This window comes from Oscillospiraceae bacterium, from assembly GCA_031265355.1.
Taxonomy (GTDB): Bacteria; Bacillota; Clostridia; order Oscillospirales; family UBA929; genus JAIRTA01.
Genome location: JAISCT010000019.1, coordinates 1 through 16,550 on the forward strand (window position 1 = coordinate 1; position 16,550 = coordinate 16,550).

Annotated in this window: 15 protein-coding genes; 4 read left to right on the forward strand and 11 right to left on the reverse strand. The window is 60.0% G+C overall.

Features of this window, described 5'->3' with window-relative positions; all coding sequences use genetic code 11:
* Positions 1–179, reverse strand: a 179-nt coding sequence (locus LBK75_02675) for a BlaI/MecI/CopY family transcriptional regulator (protein ID MDR1157197.1), incomplete at its 3' end; no start/stop codon positions are given.
* 414 nt (positions 180–593) lie between these two features.
* Here LBK75_02675 and LBK75_02680 point away from each other — a divergent pair.
* Positions 594–2,498 carry a VanW family protein gene (locus LBK75_02680; GenBank protein ID MDR1157198.1) on the forward strand — a complete coding sequence of 635 codons (1,905 nt, stop codon included), beginning with the start codon at positions 594–596 and terminating at the stop codon, positions 2,496–2,498.
* A 30-nt stretch (positions 2,499–2,528) separates the two neighbouring features.
* Here LBK75_02680 and LBK75_02685 read toward each other — a convergent pair whose 3' ends face one another.
* The 5 genes from LBK75_02685 to LBK75_02705 form a co-directional block, all read right to left on the reverse strand.
* Positions 2,529–3,932 (reverse strand): ATP-binding protein, encoded by a 1,404-nt coding sequence (locus LBK75_02685; protein MDR1157199.1) that lies wholly within the window; start codon positions 3,930–3,932, stop codon positions 2,529–2,531.
* A gap of 465 nt (positions 3,933–4,397) precedes the next feature.
* On the reverse strand, positions 4,398–4,784 hold the full coding sequence (locus tag LBK75_02690) for a HEPN domain-containing protein (GenBank protein MDR1157200.1): 387 nt from the start codon (positions 4,782–4,784) through the stop codon (positions 4,398–4,400).
* Positions 4,777–5,106, reverse strand: coding sequence for a nucleotidyltransferase domain-containing protein (locus tag LBK75_02695; GenBank protein ID MDR1157201.1), 330 nt, complete (start codon positions 5,104–5,106; stop codon positions 4,777–4,779). The genes LBK75_02690 and LBK75_02695 overlap by 8 nt, the downstream gene beginning before the upstream one ends.
* Positions 5,107–5,330: 224 nt before the next feature.
* On the reverse strand, positions 5,331–7,430 hold the full coding sequence (cadA, locus tag LBK75_02700) for a cadmium-translocating P-type ATPase (GenBank protein MDR1157202.1): 2,100 nt from the start codon (positions 7,428–7,430) through the stop codon (positions 5,331–5,333).
* Positions 7,431–7,502: 72 nt separating this feature from the next.
* Positions 7,503–7,871, reverse strand: coding sequence for a metalloregulator ArsR/SmtB family transcription factor (locus tag LBK75_02705; GenBank protein ID MDR1157203.1), 369 nt, complete (start codon positions 7,869–7,871; stop codon positions 7,503–7,505).
* 302 nt (positions 7,872–8,173) lie between these two features.
* Between LBK75_02705 and LBK75_02710 the strand changes: the two genes are divergently transcribed.
* Genes LBK75_02710 through LBK75_02720 form a run of 3 tightly spaced genes read left to right on the forward strand, consistent with a single transcriptional unit; the run spans position 8,174 to position 10,456 of the window.
* On the forward strand, positions 8,174–8,803 hold the full coding sequence (locus LBK75_02710; GenBank protein ID MDR1157204.1) for a MarR family transcriptional regulator: 630 nt from the start codon (positions 8,174–8,176) through the stop codon (positions 8,801–8,803).
* On the forward strand, positions 8,796–9,608 hold the full coding sequence (locus LBK75_02715) for an ATP-binding cassette domain-containing protein (GenBank protein MDR1157205.1): 813 nt from the start codon (positions 8,796–8,798) through the stop codon (positions 9,606–9,608). The genes LBK75_02710 and LBK75_02715 overlap by 8 nt, the downstream gene beginning before the upstream one ends.
* A complete protein-coding gene (locus tag LBK75_02720; GenBank protein ID MDR1157206.1) occupies positions 9,605–10,456 on the forward strand; it encodes an ABC transporter permease in 852 nt (283 codons plus the stop codon). The genes LBK75_02715 and LBK75_02720 overlap by 4 nt, the downstream gene beginning before the upstream one ends.
* A gap of 58 nt (positions 10,457–10,514) precedes the next feature.
* Here LBK75_02720 and LBK75_02725 read toward each other — a convergent pair whose 3' ends face one another.
* From LBK75_02725 to LBK75_02745, 5 genes are all read right to left on the reverse strand, one after another.
* On the reverse strand, positions 10,515–12,605 hold the full coding sequence (locus LBK75_02725; protein MDR1157207.1) for a carbohydrate-binding domain-containing protein: 2,091 nt from the start codon (positions 12,603–12,605) through the stop codon (positions 10,515–10,517).
* 38 nt (positions 12,606–12,643) lie between these two features.
* On the reverse strand, positions 12,644–13,333 hold the full coding sequence (locus LBK75_02730; protein MDR1157208.1) for a DUF4956 domain-containing protein: 690 nt from the start codon (positions 13,331–13,333) through the stop codon (positions 12,644–12,646).
* Positions 13,326–14,108 carry a polyphosphate polymerase domain-containing protein gene (locus LBK75_02735; protein MDR1157209.1) on the reverse strand — a complete coding sequence of 261 codons (783 nt, stop codon included), beginning with the start codon at positions 14,106–14,108 and terminating at the stop codon, positions 13,326–13,328. The genes LBK75_02730 and LBK75_02735 overlap by 8 nt, the downstream gene beginning before the upstream one ends.
* 136 nt (positions 14,109–14,244) lie before the next feature.
* Positions 14,245–15,687 (reverse strand): HAMP domain-containing histidine kinase, encoded by a 1,443-nt coding sequence (locus LBK75_02740; protein MDR1157210.1) that lies wholly within the window; start codon positions 15,685–15,687, stop codon positions 14,245–14,247.
* Entirely contained in the window at positions 15,677–16,351 is a 675-nt protein-coding gene (locus LBK75_02745; GenBank protein MDR1157211.1) for a response regulator transcription factor, read from the reverse strand. Before LBK75_02745 ends, LBK75_02740 begins: the two co-directional genes overlap by 11 nt.
* Between the last annotated feature and the right edge of the window lie 199 nt (positions 16,352–16,550).

Consider the following 16,550-nt stretch of genomic DNA (forward strand, 5'->3'; position numbering starts at 1 on the left):
TACTCGTTCTTGAAAATGCCCTTGCCGCAGAGCTTTTTCAGCACGGTGTACGTGGTGGTTTTTTTCCACTTCATCGCCTCCGCCGCAAGCTCCGCGAGTTTTGGGGAGTGAATCGGCGCATGTTCCCATATTAGGTCGGTGAAACGCGATTCCGCTTCCGCCAATCGATAATCAGTCATGATCAACCTCCGTTCTATTTGTCATCGCACTTATTCTATCGCAAATAGAATATTATGTCAAGAGGTTTTACGCCGCGCTGGAACTATATTTCGCGCCTGACATCACCGCCTGCGCTGGGATGTCTTGGGATGCTGGGTAACGGTTGGGCCGGCGCCGCGCATCCTGCGGCGTCTTTTTCTCACGATTTCGCCGCTTCCTTCGCATTCTGTCGAGAATTTGTCACGCTCTGTCAAGAATTTGTAATCAAACTGCAACTGTATTTTTGAGCCGGGATTTGCTATAATAGAAATAACCGGTGCGGCAGCCGACTGTTTGCGGTGAGTGAATCCTGCGCACCGGATGAATGTGTCCTTGTCCTTTCTCCCGTCTGTCCGGGAGAGACCGTCGGGAGGAGTGGACCGAGAGGAGTTGCCATGGCAAATCAAGTGACACTGCCGAAGAGAACGGGAGGCGCCCGTCTGGCCGCAAAGATGGCCCGCCGGAGCAGCCGCGCCGGGCTGATAGCCGCGCTGGCGGCCGGGTTTGTCCTGCTGGCCGTCGTCGCCTCGCTGACCTACGCTCTCGCCTTTTACGACAACATCTACCCCAATGTGTACGTCGGCGGGCAGGCCCTGGGAGGGAAGTCCCAGACGGAAGCCGCCCGACTGCTGGATCGGCGGATGCAGGACGCCTACGCGCACCGAGAACTGGCGCTGACCGTCGAGGAACAGCCGCTTACGCTGTCGAGCGAACAGGTGGGGCTTCGGTTTCAGGCCGAGGCATCGGCCCGCCGTGCCCATGACTACGGTCGGACCGGGGGAATCTTCACCCGGGTACGCACCGTCGTCGCTTCGCTCTTTTGGCGGGAAGATCTCCCCCTCAGCGAAGAGTTTTACATAGACCGGACAGCGGTGGAGGCCACCGTTTCTCGGGTTGCACAACTGGCTGATATCACACCGATGGACAGTGACTGGACTATGTCGCAGGACGCCGTCACGATCACGGTGGGCACGCCCGGCCGCCGGATCGACCAAACGGCGCTGACTGAACTCATCTGCGGACGCTTTATCGCCGGCGATTTCTCGCCGGCCAATGCGCGCGCGGAGCCCGCCCCCCCCCTGCCCGTGGACCTCGCCGCGCTGTACGAGGAAGTCCATGTCGAGGCGCAAGACGCCCGGCTCGCTTCCAGCGACCCGAAAGACATCAAAGTACTGGACGCCGTGGCGGGCGTCTCCTTTGATCTGGCCGCCGCGCGGACGCTGCTGGCGGACGCCGCGCCGGGCACGCAGGTGCGCCTCCCGCTCATCCGCACACAGCCGTCGATAGACGCCGCCACATTGGAGGCCCGTCTGTTCGCCGACGAGCTGGCCACCTTCACCACCTATCTGAACGCGGGCAACACACCGCGCGTGACCAACATTCGACTGGCCGCCTCGATGATCAACGGCAGTATCCTGATGCCGGGCGATGAGTTCTCCTACAACAAAACCGTGGGGCAGCGGACGACCGACCGCGGCTTCAAGCAGGCCGGCGCCTATGTGCAGGGTAAGCTGGTGGACGAGGTGGGCGGCGGGATCTGTCAGATGTCCACCACGATGTACGTTGCGGCGGTCCGGGCCAACCTGAAGATCACGGAACGGACGAACCACTCCATGACGGTGGACTATGTGCCGGTGGGGCACGACGCCACCGTCAATTGGGGCACGTTGGACCTTCGCTTCCAAAATGACAGGAACTACCCCATCAAGATACTGGCCGAACAGAGCGGCAGCTCCGTTAAAGTGACGATCATGGGAACCAAAGTCGACGATCATACAGTGTCTCTGGACCAAAAATTTCTTTCCACCCGGCCCTTCACGTCCCAAACGACGGTCAATCCGGCCCTCGCGCCGGGCGCCCGCAAGGTGACCGTGACCGGCCACACCGGCTACACGGTGGAGACGTATCGGGTGATCCAGGACGCGAACGGCCGGGAAAGCAGCCGCACACTGGAGGCGAAGAGCGTTTACAACAAGGTCGATCAGGTCATTGAGGTGGGCCCGGATGCTGCCGCGACGGCGTCGGACAACCCCACCCCGCCGGCCGACGAGCCGACCGGCACGACCACGCCTAGTACCCCAAACACGCCACCGCCGGACACTTCGGCCGGCACGCCGAATCCATCGGGCACCCCGGACAACCCCGGTACCGGTCTGCCAAGCAACCCGGCCGACCCTCCGACCACATCGGACGACACCGATTCTCCCACGGCACCGACGGAACCCGGCGCGGACAGACTGGTGACGCCGCCAAACGACTTGCCCGTCGTCTCCGACCCCTGGGCCGCCTACCCGTACTGAGCGTGAAGAGCGGATTTCGGGTGAAGGCGCTCAGGCAAACAGCATGTCCGTTGTGACCAAGGTAAGACGCGAACCTTCCCGTTTGCGCACCTCGCGAGAAAACGAGACCTTTGAAAAGACATAGCTGTAGCGGTCGGTGTACGCGTCGAGCAGGTGTTCTTTCGCCATCAGCGTCTCAATTTCCTCCGCACGGACGGGGCTGTTGCGCCATTTACACTCGCCGAGGAGGATTTTCCCCTCGGTACGGGTCGCCGCGACTACGTCGATGTCGGTCTGTGCCCGCGTCTGCGGGTCACGCCCCCACCACGCGCCGAAGGCAGTCGCCGTGAAGGGCAGGCGGCCGGCGCGGTTCATCCGGCGCACATATTGCAGACAGATTTGCTCAAAAGGCGGCTTTCCGATATAGGTGGAAAGACGCTCCCCAAAGACCTCGGCGTCCGCCACGATGTCTCCCTGTCCGCTCTCGATCTCCGGACGGGCGAAGAAGACAAAGCGATACCAGAAATGGTAACAGTTGTCAGCCACACGGTAGAGCCCTTTCCGGCTGTTGCGCGGATTTTCGCCGAAGGGGTACTCCTTACACAGGATTTTGAGCTGCACCAGCGTTTGCAAGTATTTATTCACTTTGGCGGTTTCCTCGCCGATCTTCGTGGCAATCTCGTTCAGTTTGGAGGCGCCGCCGGCGATAGCGGACACGATGGCGTTGTACAGGGCCGGTTCCCGCAGTTCCTGATGCAACAACAGCACCGGTTCGTTGTACAAATACCCGGCGGAGTCGAAATACAGTCGTTTGATGTTTGTTTCAAAACTCTCAGAGGCTCTGATCTGCGCCAGATAATGCGGCGTCCCGCCCACACAGGCATACAATCGGAGTTTGTCTTCATAGCTGAATCCGCCGAGCATCCGACCCGCGTCGTAATAGTCAAAGCCCTCCAGCTTGATCTGCGCTGTGCGCCGGCCAAACAACGGACTCTTGTACCCCAGCACCTCCGTCTCCATGAACCCCATATGGCTGCCGCAGAGGATCAAAAACAACCCCGTATCTTTGAACACGTGATCGATGGCAATCTGCAGCACGGATTTCAGCGCGCGGTTGGCGGCCGCGGCGTAGGGGAACTCATCGAACGCAAACACAAAGCGCCGTTCCCTGGCCTTTTCCCCCAAAAACGCGAACGCGTCTTGCCATGTCCCAAACGCGCCTGCGCTGTCCGGAATGTCGAAGAATTGATAGATTTTTTTAGAAAACCGAGCGAGATTCATCGCATCGTTGGCCTCCTGCGCGGTAAATAGGAGCGCCGGTTTCCCCTTGGCAAACTCCGAGATCAACACGGTCTTCCCTATCCGCCGCCGCCCGTACAAGATCACCATCTGAAATCCCACTTCGCCATACAATCTCTCCAGTACGCTCAGTTCCGCTTCCCGTCCAACAAACATGGTGCACCTCGCTTTCTGCGCGGTTCTGTGTATACTCATGAGTATTATACTCATGAGTATATTTTATATCTGCCCGCCCCAACTGTCAAGCGCTGATTTTTCTCTGCAAAAACGCTCGCAAAACAGCCCTGCCGCGAGGCGCGCTGACTGTTTTGTGAGCGTTTGTTGTTTGTAAATACGTGCCGATTCGGCGCCGCATAGGTCGCATTTCAAATGAAAATGTATACGTTTCTGACACGTCAAAAACAAAAGTCTTCTTTTTTAGAATACTATAATTTCCTATCAAAGTCAATAGGTCAAAATGAATATTTTTGTGAATTCCATCCAGTTCTCAGCACAATGATTGGCGCAGGTGAGGCAAAACGGATCATCTTGAAAATGTATAACTCATAACGAGCGTCGGAGGGCACGGGGAAACCCCCACCCTCCGACGCTCTTCCATGGCAAAAGCGTCTTGCTGTTTCCTTATGTCCTCCAAAACGGTTGAACCAGGCTCAAGATGGCCTCAGCGTCAGTCAAGGCCATCCTCATATCCAACTCAACAACTTCGAGCTCTTCCGGATATCGCGTTGCCACCGCATATTTGGCGAGTCGCGTTGCCTCTGCCGATATCGACAGGATCTGTGGTTCATAAGCGGCGCAGAGAGAAACAAGCCGATTCATGTCATGGATTTTTGGAATCACGTCTTCATGGTAAGCCAAAATCGCTTTCAGAGCCTTCTCACCAGCCTGCTGGCAATAATAGCAGATGATCTCCAACTGCACGGGATTCATGCTCAAGCCATGTTTGGCAAACGCCAAATCGGCGGCGGCATACGCGTGCCACTTATCGGCTGTCTGCAGATCAGGCATTCAAGACTACCCCCTCGTTTTTGATGGTGTAGGCAAGCATGGACCGCTTTTGTGATTTTTGTTCAAATTCGTCTTCCCGATAGACGAGAATGTCCACCGGCTTATCCGTCTTGTCGATGATTGCTATCCGAATGATGTCCATCATAATCAGCTTGCGCTCAGGGAGTTCCGACGCAATCACAGCAAGATCAAGGTCACTCCATGGCCCCTGTTGCCCTCGGGCGTATGAGCCGAACAAAACGACTTTGGATTTTGGCAAGATGGCGGTGATGGCTTCCGCTATCCTGTTTAACTCACTGTGCAATGCAGCGTCCCATGTCATATCCGTGCCCTCCGCGTGTGCATTTACATAGATATTATATCATCAGCGCGGCCCGGGCTCAAGTTATATTTGTGAGCATCAACCCAAGTTTCGGGGAAAACCCGCAAAGCACTGCAAATACAGGGTTCGGTTTTTTCGGGGGTCACTACAAAGTATCTATCTTCGAGACAATCGATTTCGGCACAGGCTGAACATTCAGCCTGTGGGCAAAAGCGTGCATGCTGTCACTGTGTCCGCACGGTCCGCATGGCGCGCATGGCGTTCAAAATGGCGATGACGGCCACGCCGACGTCTCCAAATACGGCTTCCCACATCGTGGCGTAGCCAAGCGCGCCGAGTGCGAGGATGACGGCCTTCACGGCCAGCGCAAACCCGATGTTCTGCCACACGATCGTCCGCGTCTTCTTCGCGATTTGGATGGCGTCCGCGATCTTCGACGGCTCGTCGGTCATCAGCACCACGTCGGCGGCTTCAATCGCCGCGTCGGAGCCCACGCCGCCCATCGCTATGCCGACGTCCGCCCGCGCCAGCACGGGCGCGTCATTGATGCCGTCGCCGACGAACAGCAGCTTGCCCTTGCTAGATCTCGCCTCAAACAGCTTTTCAAGCTGCTCCACCTTGTGCTGCGGCAGCAGTTCCGTGCAGACTGTATCGATCTCCAGTTCACGCCCTACCCGCTCCCCGACGGCGCGGCTGTCGCCCGTCAGCATGGCCGTTTTTTTCACGCCGACGGCTTTCAGCGCCGCGATCGCCTTTTTGCTGTCGGGTTTCACCTCGTCCGCGATGACGAGGCAGCCGGCGTACACGCCGTCGACAGCCAGATAGACCACCGTGCCGACCGCTTCGGGTGTTTTATATGCCACGCCTTTCAGCAGTTTTTCGTTGCCCGCGAGCACATCCCTGCCGCCGATTTTTACACGCACACCGTGCCCCGCGATCTCCTCATACGCGTCGGCGGGGCCGGCCGGCGCTCCGTACGCCTTCACAATCGACTGCGCGATCGGATGGTTGGAACCCGCCTCCGCGGCCGCCGCGAGAGCCAGCAGTTCGCCCGCCGCAAAGCCGTTTGCGGGTATGATTTCCGTGACCGCGAACACGCCTTTTGTCAGCGTACCTGTTTTGTCAAACACAACCGTATCGACGTCATGGAGCGCGTCGAGATAATGACTTCCTTTGACGAGGATCCCGTTGCGCGACGCGCCGCCGATGCCGCCGAAGAAACTGAGCGGAATGGAGATCACCAGCGCGCACGGGCAGGATACAACGAGAAATACCAAGGCGCGGTGAATCCACTCCGCAAAGCCCCCGCCCAGCGCGAGCGGAGGGATGACCGCCAGCGCCGCCGCCGCGCACACAACGGCGGGGGTGTAACGGCGCGCAAACTTGGTGATAAAGTTCTCAACGGGCGCTTTCGCGCCGCTGGCGCTCTGCACGAGGGCGAGGATTTTGGAAACCGTAGATTCGCCGAACCGTTTTCTCACCTCCACCGTGAGCAGGCCGCTTTTGTTGATCGAACCGGACAGCACCTCCGCGCCGGGTTCGACGTCGCGGGGAAGCGATTCGCCCGTCAGCGCGGACATGTCCAGCGCGGAACGCCCCTCTGTCACCACGCCGTCGAGTGGGATCTTCTCGCCGGGTTTGACGACAATACAATCGCCGACGCGGACTTCATCCGGCGAAACGCGCCGCACCACGCCGTCGGTTTTGAGGTTGGCAAAATCGGGGCGAATGTCCATCAGGGCGACGATCGACCGGCGGCTTTTGCCCACGGCATACGCTTGAAACGCCTCGCCGACCTGGTAGAACAGCATGACAGCCACGCCCTCCGGGTATTCCCCGATCGCGAACGCGCCGACGGTGGCCAGACTCATTAAAAAGTTTTCGTTAAAAACCTGCCCCCGCGCGATGTTCTTCACGGCGCTGAGGACGACCTCGCCGCCGACGAGCAGATAGCTGACAAGAAATAGCGCGAGTGCAAGCCACCCATCCAGCGCAAAGAGCACACCGACGGCGAACAGCGCCGCGCCGACGGCCATCCGTATCCTAGGCAGCGCCGACGCGTGTGTTTCGGTCTCCGCGTTTCGCGCCGGTTCGCCCTCCCCGAACAGCGAAACCTTGATGTCCGGCTCCACCTGTGCCGCGATTTGGGTGATCTTCTCCAAAAGTACGGGCAGATGCGATTTGTCGTCGGCGGTGAGCGTCAGCTTTTGTGCCATCACATCGACGGCCGCGGACTGTACGCCCTCCAGTTTGGCGGCACAGCGCTCAATCTTGGCCGCACAGTTTGGGCAGCACAGCCCGTCGAGCAGATATGTCCTTGTCATAGCGGACCCCCTTTTTACTGTTGAACGATTGAGAGTTTATTCAATTGTTTGTGTAAAATTTTTGTGATTTCCCTACGTTTCACAGACGTGCAGCAGTCCCTGCGCAAAGACGTTGCCTACGTGTTCGTCATCCAGCGCGTAGTAGACCACTTTGCCGTCTTTCCGGTTCCTGACAAGCCGTGTCTGCCGAAGCTGGCGCAACTGGTGTGAAACGGCCGATTTCGTCATGCCAAGCAACACGGCTATGTCGCAGACGCACATCTCGGAGTGTTGCAGGGCGCAGAGAATCCTGACGCGGGTGGAATCGCTGAACACCTTAAACAAGTCCGCCAAGTCCATCAGTATGTCTTCGTCAGGCATTTTCTCCCGCACGTCCGCAATCACCTCTTCGTGAATGGCGTTGCAGTCGCAGCGATCGAGCTCCACCGCTTGGGCCGTCATCTACTACACCTCCACAGTTGAACGATTGAATCATCCAACAACTATTATACCCGGCCTCACCCACTTAGTCAAGACTTATTTTAGTGCCTTGTTGCCGCGAAGCGACAACAAAAAACAAGAATTGGGGTTGTGGGTTGCAGGTGCAACCCACGTTAGTATTCTCCAAAGACCTCTTGTGAAAAATCTTACCGTACCGTCAGAAAACCTGTTGACAAACCAAACGGTACCGTGTATACTGTTTTCAAACGGTACCGTTCATACAGGCGGCGCCTCACGGGGAGGCGACAGTCAGGAGGATGACAATGATGAAAAGCGCGCTCTACGAGAAATTGACGCGAATCCAATGGCTGCTTCACAAGCAACAAATCCGTGACCACCATGGCGGTCGTGTTCTGGCCGACGCCACGCGCGGACAGGGGCGGATTCTCGCCGCTCTCCAAATGAAAGACGGCATCAGCACCAAAGATTTGTCCTATTTACTCGGACTCGCGGTGTCGTCGATGAACGAGTTTCTTGGAAAATTGGAAAAAGGCGGTTACATCACCCGCGAACCGTCCGAAAAAGACAGACGCATCATACTCGTCAAACTGACCGCCAAAGGCAAAGACGAGACGCAGCCCGAACTGGCGGCGGACTTCGGCGACATCTTCGACTGCCTATCGGAAGAGGAACAAAAGACGTTCGGCGCCTATCTTGACCGCGTCATTGCCGCGCTCGAAGACAAACTCGGCTTCGACGATGCGATATTTGAGCGGTTCAAAGCGATGCTTCAGGAACACGAGAGATCGTTTGGCAGAGGTTTCTGCGGTTTTGACAAATTTGGACACGGAGGTTTTGACCGCCGTTTTGGCGGTTTCGGTCACGGGCCCGGCGGCCGCAGCCCCGGCGAGCATGGCGACGACACAAAAAAAGGAGGACACAACGATGATTGACAACACTAAAATCCTCACCGTCAATAACCTCGTCAAGCGTTACGACAAGGCGCGGACCAACGCGGTGGACGACATCAGCTTTTCGGTGGGAGAGGGTGAATTTTTCGCCTTCCTCGGCCCAAACGGCGCGGGCAAGACGACGACCATCTCGATTCTCACAACGACGCTCTCCAAGACGTCGGGCGATGTTCAGATTGCGGGTTACGACGTAGAAAAGCAGGCAAAAGAGGTGCGAGAGAACGTCGGGATTATTTTTCAACAGCCGAGTCTGGATCCGCAGCTCTCCGCAGAAGAAAACATCCGTTTTCACGCCTGTCTGTACGGCGTTTACGGCTATCGCCCCACGTTTAAGCTGATGCCGAAAGCCTACCGCGAGCACGTCATGGAACTCGCGGAAATCGTCGGCATCGCGGACGCGATTTTCAAACCGATCAAGAAGCTCTCGGGCGGTATGCAGCGCAAGCTGGAGATCATCCGCAGCCTGATCCATACGCCAAAAATCCTGTTTCTGGACGAGCCGACGCAGGGGCTCGACGCGGTTTCCCGCCGGAGCCTGTGGGAGTATATCAACAACTCGCGGCGCGAGAACGGCACGACGGTGTTTCTCACGACACACTACATCGACGAAGCGGAGAATGTCGACAAAGTCTGCATCATCAATCGCGGCAAAGTGGCCGCCTGCTGTTCGCCGGAGGACTTAAAGCGGACGTTGTCCTTCGACCCGACGCCCAGAGTCTGCCTGCCGACGTTGGAGGACGCCTATGTCGAATATCTGAGTAAAGCGGAAAGGAGCACCGCCTCATGAATGAAGTTATACTGAAACAAGAAAATCCGATCTGTGAAACCACGCCCATGCGCCGCAAGTCAGGCTTTTCCCGTGAACTGAACGCGGTGGCCACGATCGTGGCGCGCGGCATGCTGCTGACGCTGAAATCGCCCGGCACTCTCATCATGAGCCTGGCGATGCCCATGGTGATGATGGTGATGGTGGGCGGAAATCTGTCGCAAAATATGGCGGGCGGTCTGGACTTTTCCTATGGGCCGTTTATGCTCATCGGTATGCTCGTTAACATGTTGTTTATGATGACCTCACAGGGGCTGAGTTCGCTCGTCGAGGACCGTGAAATCAACTTCACACAGGAGATGATGATTGCACCAGTTTCACGGTATTCCATCGTCGTCGGTACGATACTCGGTTCGGCGTTTATGGCAATCCTCTCAAGTATCGGGACATTGATTGTCGGCCTGTTCATGGGGATCCGGCTCGGCGCGGGCGGGCTGCTCGCCATACTCGCGCTGTCGCCGCTGATGTGCCTCGCGGCGGGCGCGTTCACCATGCTCCTCATTGGCACGATCAAGAACAAGAAAGCTGTGAATATGGCGATCATGCTCATCCCCATGTCACAGATGTTTCTCTCCGGCGTGATCATTCCGATTCACAATGCAAGCGGTCTGCTGCTTGTGCTGAACCGCCTCATGCCGATGACGTATTGCCTCGACCTCGTGAGAGCGGTGGTATACGCGGGCACGACCGAATACGGCAGCGTGGTGCTGTTCAACCCGGCGGTGACGTCCGCGGCGATCGTGGGTCTGACGGCTGTGTTTTTGACGGTGGGTACGTTTATGTTCGCGAGAAGCGAAACGCACAGATGATATGAGAAACAAGGGCGTCTCTGGGGGCTGCGATGCCGCCCCCAGAGACGCCCTTGTTTTATGCCGCGCCGGCCGGCGGCGCCGATGAGGGCGGCCGGTCGCTGGGCCTCTCGCCGTCGGGCGCGGGGCGGTTCCCGTCGGGCGGCCGGCCGCCGCCGCCCGGGAAATCGCCGCCCTGGCCGGGCATGGCCAGCAGCCGGTCAATCTGCTCGTCAGTCAGCCCCAGCGCATAGAGCTGCGCGCGCTGTTCGTCGGTCAGCACGCCGTCTTGCGCCTCACCGATGATCTCTCTCGCCTGTCGGAGCGTCTCTCGGTCCATCCCCTCCGGCAAACCGCCAAATTCGCCGCCGCCGGGCCTCTCGCCGGCTTCTCCGCCGGGCGGACGTCCGGCGCCAAAGCCGCCGCGGCCGCCGCCCGGACCAAATCCGGTCCCGCCCGAACCTGCGGTCACCGTGGTCTTTGTCCCGTCCACCGCAATCTCATAGCTCTCGCCGCTCACAATCTCCGGGGTCGAGACGGCCAACACGGCCAGCGCGTACGCCGCCCGATGGGTCAGCAGCGAGGTCCCGTCTTTCAACACCTCCACCGTGGCGCCCGCCGGGATCGACGCTGCGAGGTACACGTAGCTCTGCGTCGAATCCTCGCCAAATCCGGCGCCTGTCCCCGTGCCGCCATAGACAATGGTGCCGCCCGTCACGGTGGGTGCGCCCTCGCAGTCCAGCGCGCTGTTGTCTGCGGTGGAGTCGACGATACTGACGACCTGTCCGCCGCTGATGTGGATCGTCCCGTTGGAATCCAGGCCGTCGCCGCCCGCGTGGAGTGTGACGGCGCCGCCGCTGATGCGGATCGCGTACGCGCCGCCGCCCGCACCGAAGACGTCGCGCCCAAACCGGCCCGCCGCGTCGGTTCCCCGGCTGCTGCCCCCCGCGGCGTTGATGCCGTCGTCGGAGGCTTCCAGGGCGACGGTTCCACCCGTGATGTCCACTGTCGCGCCCTCCAGCCCCTCGTACGAGGCACCCACCTCGATCTGACCGCCGCCTATTGTCAGGCCGCCGTCGGCGTGGACGCCGTCGTCCCCTGTGCGCAGGAAGAATGTGCCGCCTCCGATCACCGCGCTGCCGTTTGTGTGCAGGCAGTCGTCGGCGCTGTCCACCTGAAATGTCCCGCCCGCGATGGTAAGATCTCCCGCCGCTTTGATCCCCTTATAGCTGTCGGATCCGTCGGCTGCCGGTTCGGCACTGTGCCCGCCGCCCGCGACAATCTCAAACTGTCCGTTCGCAATGTGGAGAGCCGTCTCGGCCTGAACGGCGTCGTGCGCCGACTCGATCACAAAGCGGCCGTCGAGCAGCGCCATCCAGCCCTTGGCGGCGTCCTCGTCGTTGTTTGTCTGAACGCCGTCGCCGCCGGCCGTGATTTGGAGCGAACCGCCATGGACGGCGACGGAGTCGCGGCCGCGCAGGCCGTGGCGGGCAGCCCGGACAACGAAGGCGCCGCCCGCCACCACGAGATCGTCCTTGGTGCCAATGCCGTTGCCAAACCCGGCGTTCACGGTCAGCGTCCCCTCGCCGTTCAGCGTCAGGTCGCATTTGCTGAAGAGAGCGGCATCCGGTTCCTCGGCCACCGTATCCGCATAAACAAACTGCGCGCCGCCGTCTGTCAGGGTGTTCTCCGTCTCCGCCGCCAGCGTCACGATCAGCTTATCGGCGGACACCGCGTAAAGCGGCGCGCCCGTCTTGTTCTCGATCTGCACGCCGTCAAACACCAGGCGCACCGTATCCGTCTCCGCCGCCGCCACAAAAACCTGCCCGTTTGTCAGCGTTCCGCTCAGCACATACACGCCGCCGGCACTGACCGTGAGGACGTGCCCGTCGGCCGACGCGCCGGCACCGTCTACCGAGATTGTCTCCCCGTCAAAGCGAACCTGCGTGGCGGTCTCGTCCCACCCGGTCTCCGCATCCTCCGCCGCGAGCGGCGGCGCCGTTACGGCCGGCGTCACCTCCATCGACGCGGGCGCCCCCGCCGCCGGGTCGGTTTTGTCGATCCCGTCGGTTGCCTGTCCGCCGCAGCCCGCCAAGGCGGCCGCCAGCACCGCCGCCGCCAGCGTCCATCCTCCGATCTTCCAACAGACTCTCGGCCCTATCCGGTTCATCCTGTCACTCCTTTTTCAAAGTCTCAAAGTCCGCCTCTTCAAAAATCCGCCTCCGTCGGCGCATTCAGCACCAGCGTGATGTTCAAGTTTCCGTTGCGGCAGCGGAGCTCGTCGATGAACGCTTTCTCGCCGTGCTCCTCCTTCGTCACCACCGCGTAGTGGAGTTCGTACAAGCTCCCGAGGTCGGCGGTCCGCACCTTTTTGAGCTGCGCCGACTGCGTATATCGCCGCAGGACGCCGTCGAAGGCGTTTTCATAGTCCAAGTCCTCGGGGATCGTGATCTTCAAAAGTTTTTCCGTCCCCCGCGGCCGCCCATACCGGCAGATCTCCAGCAGCACCATGACGGTGCAAAGCACAGCACCCACGAGCCCCGCGTACAGCAAAAAGCCCATACCGGCCGCGAGACCGACGGCCATGGCAAACAGAACATAGGTGATGTCCTTCGGATCGCCGGGCGCACTGCGAAAGCGGATGATCGAAAACGCGCCCGCCAGCGAGAAGGCTCGCGCCACATTGTTGCCCACCAGCAGGATGATGACGGTGATCACCGCCGGAAGCAACACCAGCGTCAGCGCGAAACTGGGTGAGGGCGTCCGAGCCCGGTGCGTCTTCCTATACACCACGCTGATCAGCAGTCCCACCGCGAAGGCCGTCCCCAGCGCCGCCAGAAGCCCCGGGAGCGTGGCGACCGTCTCGTTGGCCGTTCCGGAAAAGATCGTGTCAAACATACAAACCACCCGCTTTCTCCATGGACAAGATACCCGGCAACAGGTCACAATGCCCACGGTCATGCTGCCCGGCGCGCAGTCTCTCCTTATACTCTGTTCCGTACTTGGAGAAACTGACGGGATAGATCCGGGCCTCCGAGAGAAGACGGCAGAGCCAAACCGGGATGCTCTGGGCCACTTTGATCTCCATAACCCACATGCCGCCGTCCAGGAGCGGCGCGCCGTGCGTGCCCGCCTCAAGCCGCAGCGCGGTGCGCCGCGCCCGAAGGTTCGTGTCGAACGAGACCCGCAGATCGTGCCGGCCGATCCCGAAGTAGGCTCGCCGCTCGTAGGCGAGGCAGAGCATAGGCCGCAGCGCGCAGCGTTTTATCAGATACGCCGCCTCCCGCAGCACCTGCCGGTTCATCGGGGGCCGGTACGTGAGAGGTTCGCCGCGCAAAAAGGCGTACGCCTCGCCGAGCGGCAGGGCGCTGCGGCGCTTGTTGACGAGACCGCGTACTTTTTTCTTGATCTCCACATAGATCTCGTCCGCCCCCGCGGGCACGCCGTAGGCCCGGAGCCGCAGCTTCTCCTTGTACCGCGGCTTGGCCAGCGACGTGCGGATCAGACTGCTGTCGTCCGTGTCGTAGTAGAGGTTCGCTATCGTGTACAGCGCGCGCCGTCCGTTGTACGCGTCCGGCTCCATGGACCCGGCCAAACGGTCCTGCAGCCACAGGGCCGTCTGGCTATCCAACAGGTATTTGTTCTCGTAACGGTTGAAGACCTCGACGGCCATGCGGATCACCCTCTCTTCGCAACTGCCTTCACTCTATCCTCCGAATGTGACGCGCGTGTGAAAAACAGGGGGAATTTTCGTGAAAAACGGGGGACCGCCCGGCCGGCGGCCCCCCGATGGTTTTCATCCAAACAGCTCACTTTGCCATCTCAAACCAAAAGATACTCCCCGCCCCCGCGCGGCTCTCCACGCCGTACCGGGCTCCGTGGGACTCCAAAATCTCCTTCACAATGGCAAGACCCAGGCCCGTGCCGACCTTTTCGCGCCTGTGTTTCTCGGAAACGACGCGGTGATACCTGTCCCAGATCAGCGCTCTCTCCGTTTCGGCGATCCCCGCGCCGTGGTCCTCCACCGTACAGCGGACGCGGCCGCCCAGGTCCGACAGCGTGATCGCAATCACCTTGTCCTCCCCCATGTGGTTGATGGCGTTTCCAATCAGGTTGTAGAGCACTTGCGTGAGCTTTTTCCCGTCGCCAGAAACATACTGGTCAGGTTCCACAAAAAGCCGCATCTCGCAGTCCTCGCGGTCGCACAGAGGTTCAAATTGCGCGCACACTGATCTGACCGTGTCGCTCAGGGAAAAATTGGAAATTTTTAACGGTTCGCTGCCCGACTGCAGCACCGAGATGTCCATGATGTCGCTGACGAGCAGCGTCAGACGATCCGCCTCCCGCGCTATCACGGCCAGATGCGCCTCCCGCCGCTCCCTGTCGTCTCCCGAGATGTCGCGGATCATCTCCGCGAAGGCCTTGATCATCGTGAGCGGGGTCCGCAGATCGTGGGAGATGTTGGCAAGCAGCTCCCGGCGCAATCTCTCGGCCTTGGACAGCTCCAGCGCCGCCTCGCCTAGCGTGGCGGAGAGCGCGTCGAGCTCCGCGCAAAACCCCCGGCCAAAGCGCAGGCCAAAGTCGCCCTTCGACAGCTTCGTGGCCTGCGCGGAGATCTCCGACACGGGCTGCGAGAACTTGCGGGCGATGAAAAACGCGACGACGAGGCTGAGCAGCAGCGCCGCCGCCGTGACATAGAGAAGCTGCGTCCGCAAGATCTCCGTCGTCGCGTTGACCGGGTCGAGCGGCGTGCTGATGTAGAGGAGCGCGTCCGGCAGGCGCGCGCCGTAGATGAGCATCCGGCCCTGAAACCGGCCGCTGCTCTCCGTGTAGCTGACCCGGCCGTCCGCGCTTTGGGACAGCCGGGCCACAAACCCCGCGAAGTCGGCCGGCAGCGGGCGGAGCCACACGGCCTCTTGGCGGCCCTGACCGCCGGGCGGCGCCGCGCCGGGACCGCGCCGCCCCGAGCCGTGCTCATCGGATGTATAAAGGATCTGCCCCTGGGGATCTGTGAGGAAGACAAGGATGGCGTTGCGGAATGTCAGCCGGTCGACGGCGTCCTCAAACCCGTCTTGCCCGTATTCGCTGAGGATCGCGTCCGCGATGGCTTTCACGTCGGCGGTCTTCATGCGTTCGTAGAAGCTCTGCAGAAAGACGATCTGCATAAGCCAGAGCGCCGTCAGGATCGCGGCGGCGAACAAAATAAAATACAGCCACAGCTTGACGCCGATGGACTGCCGTTTACGCTTCAAATTTGTATCCCACCCCTCTGAGCGTGACGATGTGGTCGCGGTACGGTCCGAGGCGCCCGCGCAGGAGTTTGATCTGCGCGTCCACCGTGCGGTCGTCGCCGAAGAAGTCGTAGCCCCACACCGCATTCAGGAGTTTGTCCCGCGTCAGGGCAATGCCCCGGTTCGCCGCCAGGTAAACCAGCAGCTCGTACTCTTTCGGCGTCAGATCCGCCTTCCGTCCGTCGAGGCGGACCGTGCGCCCCGCCGTATCGATCTCCAGCCCGCCGAAGACAAGGCTCTCCCCTTCCCGGACCGCCGCCCGACCCCTGTGCCGGTTCACAATGACGCGGATGCGCGCCATCAATTCCTTCGGGGAGAAGGGTTTTACGACATAGTCGTCGACGCCCATCTCGAACCCAAAGAGTTTGTCATATTCTTCTCCGCGGGCGGACAACATGAGCATTGGGATGTCCCGGCTCTTTTTGATCTCCTTGCAGGCGGAAAAACCGTCCAGTTTCGGCATCATCGCGTCCATGATGACAATGTCGAAATCCCGCTCGCGGCAGAGTCGGACGGCTTCCCGTCCATCCTCGGCTTCAAACGCTTCGTGGCCTTCAAACGCCGCGTACTCCCGAATCACAGCGCGGATGTCCGCTTCGTCGTCGACAATCAAAATCGTATACATATGACCCCCTGATGACAATGGATGGTTGAGAATGCGATTTTTTACTGCTGTTTTGACGATGTATCTCATTGTACCACAGGCTGGCCGGTTTGTCCAAAGGGACCGGTTTGTCCAAAAGAGAAGTTTCCCAGTGCGTCGATTCGAATTGACAACCGGGAGGCAGATGGGTATGATAGAATATGAACAGTCCCGGGGGACC